This is a genomic window from Paenibacillus tianjinensis, from assembly GCF_017086365.1.
GTDB classification, from domain to species: Bacteria; Bacillota; Bacilli; order Paenibacillales; family Paenibacillaceae; genus Paenibacillus_AQ; species Paenibacillus_AQ tianjinensis.
Map to the genome: position 1 here is coordinate 1,948,106 of NZ_CP070969.1, position 13,187 is coordinate 1,961,292.

The window sequence follows — 13,187 nt, forward strand, 5'->3', positions numbered from 1 at the left end:
ATATTCATGGGGATGGGGGATATGTGAACGGACTGCCTTTATTCACTGATCTCTTCAATAATCAGGCGGTAGCCGTTGGACCTTGCCTCGCCTGAATATCTGCGGCCGTCAATTGTGTACAGGTAGAGTGCCGTTGAATTGCCCTGGAGCGCGTTGCCCATGAAATCAATATTGATTTTGACCATATAGGTTAAATGAACGGTCTGTCCAGGCTCCAGAGTCCCCAGCGGCACGGTACCGCTATATGGGGTACCTGGAACGGTAACCGCACTGATTGTCACGACATCCGGATCAATTATGGTACCTTGCGGTACGATCCGGATGACCGTTACATCAGCAGGATAATTACCGCTGTTGGTCACATGGATTGCGAACTCGGCGAAGCTGCCGGGTTCCACGATTGGCGGTTCGCCAGTCATATATATAGTAATGATAGGGGCAAAGAGCAGTGTGATTACATTGTTGGACCGGGCGTTCTGGCGTACATTCCGGCCATCCGGCAGAGTAAATGTATATTGGGCAATTCCCTGATTCTGCACGACCGGGACTTGCCGGATGTCTGTGGCAGCAGGAATGGATACGTGAAACTCCACCAGCACAGCGGCACCTGCCCTCAGGGTACCTAGAGGAATTCCTTCTCCGGGCCTGATACCTTTTTGCGGGACTCCGTCAAGGGTTACACTGTCCCAGATGAAAAGCGCATCAGCCGGAAGAGCATCTGTAAGCACTGCATCCACAGCCAGATTTCCGCTGTTCCGGATTGTAAATCCATAACGCAGATTGTCCCCCGGAGTCGCACTGTACAGATCAACCTTTAAGCTGGCAGTAATGCCCGCCTGAACGATAGTGACGGTTACGGTGTTGCTCTCCGTGACCTCGGGATGATCATCGGCATTATAGGTGACGAGGGCACGGGTGGTTAGCACGGGTTCCGGCGGTATAGTGGTGATCCGTACACGGAAGGATATTTCCGCGGCAGCCCCGATCCCTAGAATCCCTAACCTGATTCCTGTAGAAGGATCTGCTTCGGGTGAGTATACACCGCCTGAAATGACACTTCCGGGAATAAATACAGCCTCCTCCGGAACTGGAATGACTGCAGAAATCCCTCCCAGTGTCTGTGTCCCCTCGTTTCTTAGCAGTAGCGTATAGGTAACTGTGTCACCGATGAATGAGGTCGGAGTGCTTGCTGTCAACAATGTAGAGAGCTGATAGGACAGCAAGGAAACCTTAACTGTATTGGAGCGGATTTCACCCTGTACGGCCCGGCCACCGGGTGTGGAGAATGAATATCTTCCCGTCGCGGCATTCCGGAGCTCAAGGGAGCGGGGCAGTGAAACAACGATGACCTGAAAGGCGACCGTGACCTGGCTTTGCGGTGAAATTATACCAAACGGGATTCCGTCAGCAGGTGATACACCGGGTAAGGGCACTCCGTCTCTTATGACACTGTTAGCAATAAACGATACACCTTCGGGAAGATAATCTACAGCTGTAAACTGCGCGGGGACATTACCGCTGTTTCTGGCTAAAAGGGTATAAACCAGTGTTTCCCCGAGGGAAACACTGGTTTTGTCTGCGATTTTGGCCAGGGAGAGAACGGGACCTACAACCTGGGTATTGACGGTGTTGGAGAAAGTGATGCCGTCAACGCCCTCCGCTGAACTAAACAGCACCATCGATTGATTCGTAACGACAGGTTGCAGATTCGGCTCCGATGTCATATGGCAATTACCTTTACCTGGAAGGTTACAGTCACTGAGGCACTGGCAGCAATTGTGCCGATCACAATGCCAGATCCGGGGTTGGCGGCAGGACGGGCAACACTGTCGACAGTCACACTGCCGCTAACGAATTGGCTGCCAGCCGGAATCGGATCCACCAGAACGACATTATTGACAGCAACGATTCCGTTATTCGTCACCACAATCGTGTAGGTGATTATATCGCCGACTACAGCATCAATGGCCGGTGTGCTCTTAACCGCTGTAACATCCGGCGAGGATACCGGGATAATCAGCACGTTGGAGAGAGAGGAACCGGAGAGCAGACGTCCGTCAGGCGGAGTGAAGGTGAAGCTGGCGGCTGCCTGGTTGACGAGCTGCTGCGGCGTAGGCAGTGACGCTACGGTTACCTGCAGAGTGACGGTAACCGTGACGGTAGCTCCGGCAGCAACGGTTCCTAAAGAGATGCCGTTAGTCGGATCGGCCCCCGGCTGCGGTACACCATTTATAAGAACACTGTTCGGGATAAATACGCCGCCCGGAGGAATAGCGTCGGTTAGGGTTACGACCGCCGGCAAATTGCCCGTATTGGTTACGTTCAAGAAATAAGTGACGGTGTCGCCGACAGTTGCATTGGCGGTATCTGCGCTCTTCACAACATTGATGATCGGCTGGAACACAGGAGTGTTAAGAATGTTGGAATAGGCAGCACCGGAGAATGCTCCGGAGGTGAAGCTGACCGAAGCCTGGTTATTAAGGTTAGCAGAGGCAGGCAGCGTCTTGACAAGAATGTTAAAGGTAACTGTGACGGAAGCCCCCGGGGCGATCGTGCCTAGTGCGATACCATTAGCCGGATTCGCTCCCGGTATCGGAGTGCCGTCCACAACTACGCTGCCTGCAACGAAGGAAGAACCGGCAGGAATCGGATCACTGAGTACAACATTGTTAATTGATGCAATCCCGCTGTTGGTAACGACTATGGTGTAGGGTACAGTATCACCGATAACAGCATCAATTACGGAAGTAGTCTTGGCAACCAATACGTTAGGCGAGGATACAGCGATCTGATTGATATTGGATACTGCAGTCTGGTTGAACGTACGGCCATCCGGCAGTGTATAGGCGAGCGAGAGGTTGGCCTGGTTGGTCAACTGCTGGCTTGGCGGGAGTGTATCGATCAGGACGGAGAAGATGACCTGCAGGCTTGCTCCAGCGGCAATCGTTCCGAGCGGAACGCCTGTGGACGGGTCGCTGCCGGGAACCGGCAGGCCGCCCACCAGCACGCTGTTGGGTATAAGTGAAGTGCCGGTTGGAACCGTATCGGTCAAGGTACCTGTAACAGGGTAATTGCCCGTATTACTGACAGTTACAGTATAAGTTATTGTATCTCCGACCGTTGCATTGGTGGAATTGGATGATTTGACGGCGGCAACAATTGGCTGGTAGACCGGTGTAGTAACCGTGTTGGAGAAGGCTACGTTTGCGACAGCACCGGACGTAAAGCTGACAGAGGACTGGTTGTTCAGGAGTCCGATGGCCGGGAGCGAGGTTACCGTTACGGTAAAGGCAACCGTTACAGAGGCTCCCGTAGCGATACTACCGATGGTTACCCCGGTAGCGGGCGAAGCGCCCGGACGTGGAACCCCATCGACCAGCACGCTGCCGGCGACAAAAGCAGTTCCCGCGGGCAGTGCGTCAGTGAAAACAACATTGTTAACGGTGGCGATACCGTTATTGGTCAAGACTACAGTGTAGGTGATGGAATCGCCGACAGTTGTAGCTGTGATTGCAGTGCTCTTCACTACTCCAAGGTTCGGGCTTGAGACCGGAATGGTATAAGTGTTCGACAGCGCCGAACCGCTTAGCGTCCGTCCGTCCGGCAGAGTGAAGGTATAAGCAACAGTTCCTTGGTTGACCAGAAGCTGCGGAGAAGGGAGTGAAGTAATGACCACCGAGAACTGGACCAGTACGGTGCCGCCTGCAGCGATGGTACCGGCCGTAATTCCGGTGGATGGATCAGCCTGTGGCAGGGGAAGACCATTGATCAGGACGCTATTCGGCACAAAGGTCGTTCCGGCCGGGATATTATCTGTAACGGTCAAATTAGCTGCATAGTTACCTGTATTGGTCACGTTGAGAGAGTAGGTAACAGTATCGCCGACTGTTGCATTCGAAGTATTGGCGCTTTTGCCCACGGCAACGTTCGGCTGGAACACAGGGACGGATACAGGATTTGAAAAGGTCGAGCCGGAAAAGACACCTGAAGTATACGTAACAGTAGCCTGATTATTTATCAATCCATTGGTAGGAACCGCAGTAACTCTTACGCTGTAAGCGACCGTTGCCGAAACGCCGGGGGCCAGAGTTCCGACAGAAATTCCCGAGGCCGGATTGGCATTCGGAAAGGGCACGCCATTGACGGACACGCTTCCCGGGAAAAATTCTGTACCGGCAGGAATAGGGTCAGTAAGCTGCACATTATTAACCGGATCGAGCCCGTTGTTGGTGATGCTGACAGAATAGATAATCGTGTCCCCGACTGCGACGGAGGTAGAAGTAGTACTTTTCACTACCGCAAGATTAGGTGCTGAAACTGCAATCGTAACCGTATTAGATGCTGCAGAGCCGGTGAGCAGGCGGCCGTCAGGCGGTGTGAAGGTGTAGGTGGAATTGGCCTGGTTGACGAGCTGCTGCGGAGACGGCAGGGAAACGATAAACACGGTAAAGCTGACGGTAACGCTGGCTCCGGGCGCAACGATTCCGACAGCAATCCCTGTATCGGGGGCTGAACCCGGCTGCGGGAAGCCGCCGACAATGACGCTGTTGGGGTCAAAGGTTACTCCTGCAGGAATGTTGTCGGTTAAGGTTACATTTGCTGCCAGATTGCCAGTATTGCTGACAACGATGGTGTAAATGATCGTATCGCCGACCGTAGCGTTAAGGTCGTTGGCGCTTTTCAGTAATGAAATCTGAGGCTCGATTACCGGTGTTGAGGTGACATTGGAAGTCGATGAACCGGAAAATACACCGGAGGTAAAGCTTACGGTTGACTGGTTATTAATTTGAGAAGGAATCGGCATTGTTACCCTCACCTCGAATGTTACGGCAACTGTTGCCCCTGGGGCAAGACTGCCGATTGGAATGCCGGCGGACGGAACTGATAGCGGCTGGGAGACACCGCCCACAATTACGGTTCCGGGAATGAAAGCCGTATTCTCAGGCAGAGGATCGCTGAGAATGATGTTGCGGACCACAGCAATACTGTTGTTCGTCAGCATTGAGGTGAACGTTAGAATGTCGCCGGTTACGGCGTCGCTGGCGTTCACACTCTTCACGACAGTGACATTCGGTGCAGACACAGGAACAGATAATGTATTCGATACAGCGTTGCCTCCGAGCTGCCGCCCGTCCGGCAAGGTGAAGCTGTAGGAGGCTGCCGCGGTATTCAGCAGCTGCTGGTTCGGCGGCAGTGCAGTAACAGTGACCAGAAAGCTTACCGTGACGCTGTCGCCCGGGGCAAGCGGGCCTACAGGCACCCCTGTTACCAGGTCGTAACCGGGCAGGGGAGTTCCGCCGACAATCACACTGTTCGTTTCAAATATTGCCTGCGGCGGCAGGCTGTCGGTCAGATTCAGTGTGGCGGCAATATTGCCGGTATTTCTGGCCAGAATCGAAAAAGACAGAGAGCTGCCTACTGAGGCCTGTGCGGCATTTGCGCTTTTGAATAAGCTAATCACTGGGGTAAAGACCGGTGTGTTTATGGTGTTGGATAGTGCTGTGCCGCTGAACGCACCGGCGGTAAAAGAGGCGTTTGCCCGATTACTCAGCTGCGCAGAATTCGGAACTGAAGTAGCATTGACCTGAAACCTCACGACAACAGTTGCGCCGGCTGCAATAGTGCCCAGGGCAATACCGGCGCCAGGATTGGCTGATGGAACAGCAGTACCGTTAACCGTAACGGTGCCGGCTACGAACGCACCTCCTTCCGGAATCGGATCGGATACAACCACATTATTAACCGACACACCGCTCGGGTTGGAGACGGATAGGGTGTAGGTAATGTATTCTCCGACAGCGATGGCGGCTAGGTTTGCACTTTTCAGCAGAGTAATGTTAGGTGCGGATACTGGAAGGGTGACGGTGTTGGATACACTGGATCCAGCCAATAAGCGTCCGCTTGGAAGCTGATAAGTATAACTGCTGCTGCCCTGATCGGTTAATACCGCAGGTGAAGGCAGGGACTCTACAGACGTCAAGAATGTCACTGTAAAGGTTGTGCCTGGAGCTATCGATCCCAGCGCGATACCGCTAAGCGGCGACTCCCCCGGCCGGACGACTCCGTTCACTGTTACACTGCCGGAGATAAACGCTGAGCCGGACGGAATATTATCGCTCACAGTGACGGCAGCTGCTATATTGCCCGAATTCTTTACCTGCAGCGTGTACAGCACATTGCCGCTGACTGTGGCGCTGGCAGGACTGGCGCTTTTGAGTATTCCGATTACGGGTTGAAACACAGGAGTTGCTACAATATTAGACTGTGTAATTGCTGTGAAAGCTCCTGAACTGTAAGAGGCCGACGACCGGTTGGAGAGCTGGGAGGCCGCCGGTATCGAGCTAATGGCTACCTGAAATATGACGGTTACACTGGCTCCTGCAGCAATCGTTCCAATAGAAATTCCGGTCGCCGGATCAGCGGTTGGCCGGGATGTACCCGCTACGATAACACTCCCGGTTACAAAAGTGCTGCCGGCGGGAATGGGATCGGACAGGATTACATTTGTGACTGCAGCTACACCGTTGTTGCTAATGACGGAGGTGTACTGCAGCGTATCGTCTACAGCAACATCAGGGAAGCTGGCAGTTTTGACTACAGTTACGTTAGGCAGTGTAACGGGAATGGTCAGCGTATTCGAAGCCGCTGAACCGGAGACGGTACGGCCGTCGGGTACCAAAAAGGTATATGCGGCGGTTGCCTGATCCACGAGCTGCGGCGGAGACGGTAAACTGTTGACCACCACCCGGAATTGCACTGTGGAGCTTCCACCGGCGGGTATCGTGCCAATCCCGATTCCGGTGGCGGGGTTGCCGGCAACAGGTGTACCATTTACGGTAAAGCTGCCAGGAACATAAGTGCTGCCTGCCGGGATGTTGTCCGTAAGTGTAGTAGCTGCTCCAATATTGCCGGTGTTGGCAATCTGCAGCGTATAAGTTATTTGATCGCCGACGGTAGCATTGCTGGTATTGGCGCTTTTAACAATGCCCAGAACCGGGGAGTAGACCGGCAATGAATTCGTATTGGACGGGATAACCCCGGAGACAATGGGCCCGCCGGCCACGCTTTGAAACGTAAAAGCGGCATTGGCTGTATTGGGAATAATCTGCGGGTTAGGGAGTGAAGTAACCCTCGCCTGGTATGTAACGGTCACAGAGGTGCCAAGAGCCAAAGAGCCTAGAGGGATTCCTGCTGAAATATCGTAAGTAGGTCTGGATACTCCGGCGACCAAGACACTTCCGGCCACAAAGGTTAACCCTGCGGGAAGCGAGTCCGACAATACGACACTTGCGGCGCTGGCAGTACCTGTATTGCTTACAGTTACAGTGTAAGTTACCGTATCACCGACAATGGTGCCTGACACATTAGAACTTTTGGTAAGATTGATTTTTGGTGCATTGATATCAATCTGCAGTGCATTCCCGTTAACAACATAGGCATCTCCTGAAGTCGTTAAGGTGAGCAGAGCTGAAGACTGATTGTTAACCAATCTGGCCGAAACGTCTATATTCGTAATGTCCCAGCCCTGACGTCCACCGCTAATATTGCTGCCCGGGCTGCCGTTGGTCTGATTGCGGGTGCCGAACGTTCCGGTAGTATTTAGTGCCCCGGCATCATTATTGATCTGTGAAGCAAAAAAATTGTTGGCAAAGTTGTTTGGTCCGGACAGAGCTGCCTGCGTGGCCGAGGTAGGCCCAAACAGCGCCTGGTCGCCTGAACGGTTGGCATCTCCTTCCTGTGCGCTGAACAAAATCCGGCCGCCGAGCGCTCCGGTGACAGGTGTGGCAAACCCTGTAATGGTGGTGACGACAGGCGCAGACGATGACTGTACGAGCACCGCCCCTGCACGCAGTGACATATTGCGGAAGGGCAGCGAGGGATTCTGATAAATGACGCCAAGCGTCCAACCGGCATGGTTGGCTGTCGAATCATTATTAATAACAATAGTGCCGACTACACCGGCGGTGATGTAAGTCCCGGCTCCACCGGTCTGGATGATGCTGGTTACATTGGCTGAACGGACATAAGCAGAGGCCCCGTTTCCAAGATCAACCGTGTTGCTGGTGGCTGCATCCGGCGAAATACTGACGGTGGCTCCTGCCGGTGTAGTCAGAGAAACCGGATTGTTAATGAAACCGGTTAAATTAACATTACCGTTGATATAGGAACCGCCCCAGATTAATTCGGCATACAGCACAGTGCTGCCGGCGGGAATTGTCAGAATGGCGGCTGAGCTGTTGTTCTGATAGAGGTTTGTGGTGCCTGCGGGGTAAGAGCCGAAAGTGGAGGCTGTATTGACTGTGCTGAAAGCGCCTATACTGTCTTGTGTGCCAGGGACTCCCGCTGTATCTGAACGGCTTAAGCCAAGCGTGTTACCTGTAAAAGTAATAGCTCCAGTTGCATTAATTGTAGCCCGAACGACTAGAGGAATAATTTTCACCTCCTTTTTCAAAAATGCTGTTCAGAACGAAAAAAAGCAGACCGTCACCTGCTGAGGACGATGTGCCATCTTTCATGTGATATATTAGCCTATGAAGGGTTACGGCCGTATTTGTTTGTCCAGCAGCAAATTTCTAAAAATAATAGCAAGTTTTCCGGGTAAGGGGCGCTTGCTTCTAGTAATAATCTTGCCTGAACCTGGCGAGTCGTCTGCGTTCCAGCAGCTGGTGCGGCTCAGGATATTGAATTCTGCTCATCGCTTCCAGCTCTGCCTGGGAAATATCTTTCTTAATTACAGTGAAATGATACATAATTTCATGCACTACATTCGCTTGAAGGGTCTTAAGCACGTCCAGCTCTTCTGTTTCGTATAGTGACTGGTCAAACGGATACTGATAGAATAGCTCCATCCGGAGCAGTCTGAAATCAAACGGCGGAGGCGGCACCGGATAGTCGGGAACCACCGGAGAGAGCGGGCTGCACGAGGGCTGAAAGAAGCTTCCGGTGAGATAGCGGGGCGTATATTCATCAAACTTCTGCTTAAAAAAAGGATTGGAGCTATGGGGATAGCTGTGCGCATAAGGAGCGAGGATACAGACTACAGCTTTATGAGTGCTGATCCGGTAAATCTCCGCCATTACCGCTATTAAATCATTCACATACGGCAGCACACGGCTGGCCATGACGAATTCGGCGGTGTTGTCCGGCAGCGGTATTTCTTCATTAATATCACAGATAATATCCACTCCGGGGTAAGCAACCCGGTCGATTCCCAGGTAACCTGATTCTTTGCTGGAACCGCAGCCGATATCGATTCTCAAGGAAACCACTCCTTCGGAGGATAAAATAAGGCTTTTCACCATTGTATTAGTTTAGCAGGTACCTGCTTCCGGTAGATGCCTATTTAGAGTGAACTTGTTAGTTTTCTATTTTAGCTGTGCAGCATTCATATCATCCATTTAGGACACTTCAATATAAGAAGGAGCAGAGTATTTATGACGTTAACCTTGTTCAAAAATGGCAATCTGTCAGCCGTCGGACGCCCGGAAGAGGATGCTGTACTGGTGGAGAATGGCATCATTAAGGCCATAGGAAAAAGCCGGGAGCTGTCCTTGCAGCTATCCGGGCGGGAACATGCAGTCATTGACTGGGACGGGGGGCATGTTCTGCCCGGTCTGGTTGATGCCCATGTGCATTTGGGGATGCACGGCATGAAGCTGGATATGCTGGACTTTACCGGCATGACCTCCAAAGAAGAGATGCTGCAGGCCATCGCAAAGCGGGCGGAGATTACCCCTCCAGGCGAATGGATTCTCGGCCTGAACTGGAACGAGAATGAATTCCAGCCTGCTGTAGCCCCGCATATGACCGAACTCGATGAGGTAACAGACCGCCATCCGGTGTTCCTGACCCGGACCTGCTTCCACGCCTTTCTCGGCAATAGTGAGGCTTTCCGGCGGGCAGGAGTCACAGCCTCAACTCCCGACTTTGCCTCCGGGGCTTATGGCCGTGACAGTGAAGGGAAGCTAAACGGCTGGATTTACGAGGATGCCGTTCAGCCATTTAATGCAGTGCAGCCGGCTCCGGATTATGCCGCCTTGAAAAAGGCAGTCCGCAGGGGAATTAATGATGCTCTCTCTCTAGGCTTGACCGCGGTGCATACCGAGGATTTACGGCTGCTGGGCAGCGTGGAAACCATGCTGCGGATCCACCGCGAGCTGAGGGACGAAGGGCTGTTCTTCCGCACGCATCAGCTGCTGTACTACCCCTTCCTGCAGGAGGTAGAGAAACTGGGGCTTGCTGCCGGCAGTGGAGACAAGTGGCTGCGGCTCGGAGCAGTTAAGCTGTTTGCCGACGGAGCCATCGGCGGACGGACTGCCCTGCTGGAGCAGCCTTACAGCGATGCACCGGAGACTTCCGGCATCGCAATCCATACTCAGGAGGGGCTGAATGAAATCGTCAGAGCGGCCCGCAGGCTCTCCTATCCCGTAGCTGTGCATGCTATCGGGGACGCTGCTGCGCGGATGACACTAGCCGCGATGGAACATGTCCGTCTGCCGCAGGATGCGGCCCTTCCGGACCGGTTCATTCACGCGCAGGTGCTGAATCGCAGTCTGGTAGAACAGATGAGCAGCCTGCGGCTGATCGCCGATATCCAGCCGCGTTTCGTGGCTAGCGACTTCCCCTGGGTACTGGACCGGGTAGGTCCGGCAAGAACAGAATATCTCTATGCCTGGGCGAAGCTATTGCAGGCCGGAATTACATGCGCCGGGGGGAGTGATGCGCCGATTGAGCCGCTGAGCCCGTTTTTGGGAATGCATGCCGCAGTGACGCGCAGTAAGCCGGGAGAGCGGAATGGGGGCTATCTGCCGGAGGAAAAGCTGAGCCTTGGGCAGGCGCTTCGACTGTTTACGGAAGGCAGTGCGGCTGCTGCCGGGGAAGAACGGGATCGGGGCCGGATAACTCCCGGCTATCAAGCGGATTTTACGGTAATAGACCGGGCGATCATGACAGATGCCGAGGAACTGCTGCGGGCGAAGGTGCGGATGACAGTTGTCAACGGTATAGCAGCTTACAGTGCGGATTAACAGCGGTATGCAGTTTCTGCGGACGTGTTAGGTGAAGAGGCCCAAGTTTATGCAACCCTGACAACGGGTTAAACGTTAATAAGGGTAGAGATTACGATACCCTGTTAACTTGAGGAGGCCGTCAACATGAGATCACAACGTTCATTACCGGCAGTCGCGGCAGTGGCTGTACTGATGCTGGCGATAACGGCATGCGGAGGCAAAAGTCCTGTTGAAGCACCCGGAGAACCCACGGCTACCGCTTCTCCGCCTGTGGCCGAGAGTACTATTGCACCGTCAATCAGCCCGGCCGCTTCTGCAGAAGCACAGACGATTCAGAGCACCGGCACTTATGTCGGTCAGATTGATAATCATTCTGTAGAGATAGAGACCGAAGAAGGCCCTATTGCTTTTGAGCTGGGGCTGGGCACTGAGAATGCGCCTGCAGAGCTCGAGATGAATGATCCTGTCATTATCGAATATGTGGAAAAAGCAGTGGAAGGTGACCCTTCTGTTGTACAGCGGGTACTTTCCAAGCTGATTAAGGCGTCTGACTCCGGAGAAGATGCCCAAGCTGGATCCTTGCCCGAAACGAAAGTGATCAAGCTTACGCTCGAAGGGATGGAGGAAGAGAAAACGGCCAGCCTCGCCGAAGGTGAAGGGTATTCACTGTATGTATTTGATATATTCACCTTCGACAAATCCAGTAACAAGCTGGCGATGAAGGTAGACCCTGGCTATTATGCTGAAATTACCAAGCTGCCTTCCGATTTTAATCTGGATGCTTTGACTGAGGAAGGCCGTGAAGAGCTTTCGGCTACGGGAGAAGTCACCGCACTCAGCCAAGAGGAGCGGGATCAGCGGATGTCCGGACTAAGACTATACCTGACTGCAATGGGCTCCGGCCTCACCCGCCAATATATCGTTAAGGAAATTGACGGGCAGGGCTACATTATCAAGCTGAATATTCCCCAGCGTGAAGCCTCTGAAGGTTTCGGTCCGCATATCTATGCATCGCTGGAATCGATTGTCAACCGCTAATTAAGCAGCAAGAAGGCCGTCCCCAACATTCTGGGAACGGCCTTTTTTACAATGAAACTAAAAAAGCATCAGTAATATCACGCACCGGCATTGACCAGTATCGTAGCGATCAGCAGCATGAACAGCAGGAGGATCGCTCCATTAATTATGGTACCGATAATGGCGAATACTTTCCGGCGCCGGCGGAGCGTGAGCCCGATAATGCCGATGACAGCACCAATTACATTAACGGCAGCGAGAATCAGTACGGTTAGCCCCAGGAACATAATGGTTGCGGAAGAATCAGCGATCACTTCATTGCTGTTGCTAAGAATATCAGAGGCTTGCATGCCTACGAATACGAAGGAAACCGCATAGCCAATCAGTGTAACCAAGGCGATGACAAAAGAAGCGATACCTGGTCCCGAATGCTTGAAATCACGTTTGTTTTCCTGAAATACATACTCTTGTTCATTATTCGCCGGCGCTCCATGTCCGGACAAAGATGGGTCCGCCGGATCTTCCGGCAGCTCTGATCTTGGTGGTGGATTATAATCCATGCATTGCACTCCTCGTGAATGGGGTTGAATAATTACTACTTTCACTTTTTCACAAGACAGCAGGAAATGCAAGCGTAATGATGAAAATTATGAAATGGTCTGAGCTGGAATTCAACGCTGCTGATAAGTTAAGATAAGGAGAGCTAAAGGATAAGGAGTTGTAACTGCGATGCAGCGAAGATTTATGGCTTGGGGGGCATTGCTGGCAATGCTGTCAGTGGGGATCGGCGCCTTCGGGGCGCATATGCTGAAGACAGTGATCAGTGAGGAACATTTGCAGGTGTATGAGACCGGAGTTCATTATCATATGGTGCATGCACTAGGCCTGATCCTGATCGCCCTGGCTGCAGGACAATGGGGAGAAAGTGCCCGCCTGCGCTGGGCAGGACGGCTGCTGATTGCAGGCATAGTATTGTTTTCTGGTAGCCTGTATGTACTAAGTATCACTGGCATTAGTATTCTGGGAGCCATTACCCCTTTGGGTGGTGTATGCTTTATCGCCGGCTGGATTTGTTTGGCCTGGGAAGCTTTTTCCCGCAAAAGCTGATTCTGGTATCATAATGAAAAACAAGCACCTGCCCGCTGAATGACTCCCGGGAGG

7 protein-coding genes are annotated in these 13,187 nt (G+C 52.8%); 3 read left to right on the forward strand and 4 right to left on the reverse strand.

Going from position 1 to position 13,187, the window contains the following annotated elements; genetic code table 11:
* Window positions 1–38: 38 nt before the first annotated feature.
* The 3 genes from JRJ22_RS08350 to JRJ22_RS08360 all read right to left on the reverse strand — a co-directional run bounded on the left by JRJ22_RS08350 (window position 39) and on the right by JRJ22_RS08360 (window position 9,260).
* Complete coding sequence (locus JRJ22_RS08350) at window positions 39–1,724, reverse strand: DUF11 domain-containing protein (RefSeq protein ID WP_206104040.1); 1,686 nt, start codon at window positions 1,722–1,724, stop codon at window positions 39–41.
* On the reverse strand, window positions 1,721–8,452 hold the full coding sequence (locus JRJ22_RS08355; protein ID WP_232381075.1) for a DUF7507 domain-containing protein: 6,732 nt from the start codon (window positions 8,450–8,452) through the stop codon (window positions 1,721–1,723). The genes JRJ22_RS08350 and JRJ22_RS08355 overlap by 4 nt, the downstream gene beginning before the upstream one ends.
* Window positions 8,453–8,615: 163 nt before the next feature.
* Window positions 8,616–9,260 carry a methyltransferase domain-containing protein gene (locus JRJ22_RS08360; RefSeq protein ID WP_206104041.1) on the reverse strand — a complete coding sequence of 215 codons (645 nt, stop codon included), beginning with the start codon at window positions 9,258–9,260 and terminating at the stop codon, window positions 8,616–8,618.
* A 174-nt stretch (window positions 9,261–9,434) separates the two neighbouring features.
* Here JRJ22_RS08360 and JRJ22_RS08365 point away from each other — a divergent pair, with 174 nt between their 5' ends.
* Complete coding sequence (locus JRJ22_RS08365; RefSeq protein WP_206104042.1) at window positions 9,435–11,027, forward strand: amidohydrolase; 1,593 nt, start codon at window positions 9,435–9,437, stop codon at window positions 11,025–11,027.
* A gap of 126 nt (window positions 11,028–11,153) precedes the next feature.
* Window positions 11,154–12,047, forward strand: coding sequence for a hypothetical protein (locus JRJ22_RS08370; protein WP_206104043.1), 894 nt, complete (start codon window positions 11,154–11,156; stop codon window positions 12,045–12,047).
* 77 nt (window positions 12,048–12,124) lie between these two features.
* On the opposite strand, the gene JRJ22_RS08375 is transcribed toward JRJ22_RS08370, so the two are convergent.
* Window positions 12,125–12,586 (reverse strand): hypothetical protein, encoded by a 462-nt coding sequence (locus tag JRJ22_RS08375; protein WP_206104044.1) that lies wholly within the window; start codon window positions 12,584–12,586, stop codon window positions 12,125–12,127.
* Between the two features lie 169 nt (window positions 12,587–12,755).
* On the opposite strand from JRJ22_RS08375, the gene JRJ22_RS08380 reads away from it, so the two are divergent.
* The gene (locus tag JRJ22_RS08380) at window positions 12,756–13,133 is read left to right on the forward strand and encodes a DUF423 domain-containing protein (RefSeq protein WP_206104045.1); all 378 of its coding nucleotides are present in this window, start codon (window positions 12,756–12,758) and stop codon (window positions 13,131–13,133) included.
* Window positions 13,134–13,187: the final 54 nt, after the last annotated feature.

Coding starts and splice junctions, on each gene's coding strand:
- JRJ22_RS08375 (WP_206104044.1), bottom strand. CDS start 12,586: ATGGATTATAATCCACCACCAAGATCAGAGCTGCCGGAAGATCCGGCG.
- JRJ22_RS08370 (WP_206104043.1), top strand. CDS start 11,154: ATGAGATCACAACGTTCATTACCGGCAGTCGCGGCAGTGGCTGTACTG.
- JRJ22_RS08365 (WP_206104042.1), top strand. CDS start 9,435: ATGACGTTAACCTTGTTCAAAAATGGCAATCTGTCAGCCGTCGGACGC.
- JRJ22_RS08380 (WP_206104045.1), top strand. CDS start 12,756: ATGCAGCGAAGATTTATGGCTTGGGGGGCATTGCTGGCAATGCTGTCA.
- JRJ22_RS08350 (WP_206104040.1), bottom strand. CDS start 1,724: ATGACATCGGAGCCGAATCTGCAACCTGTCGTTACGAATCAATCGATG.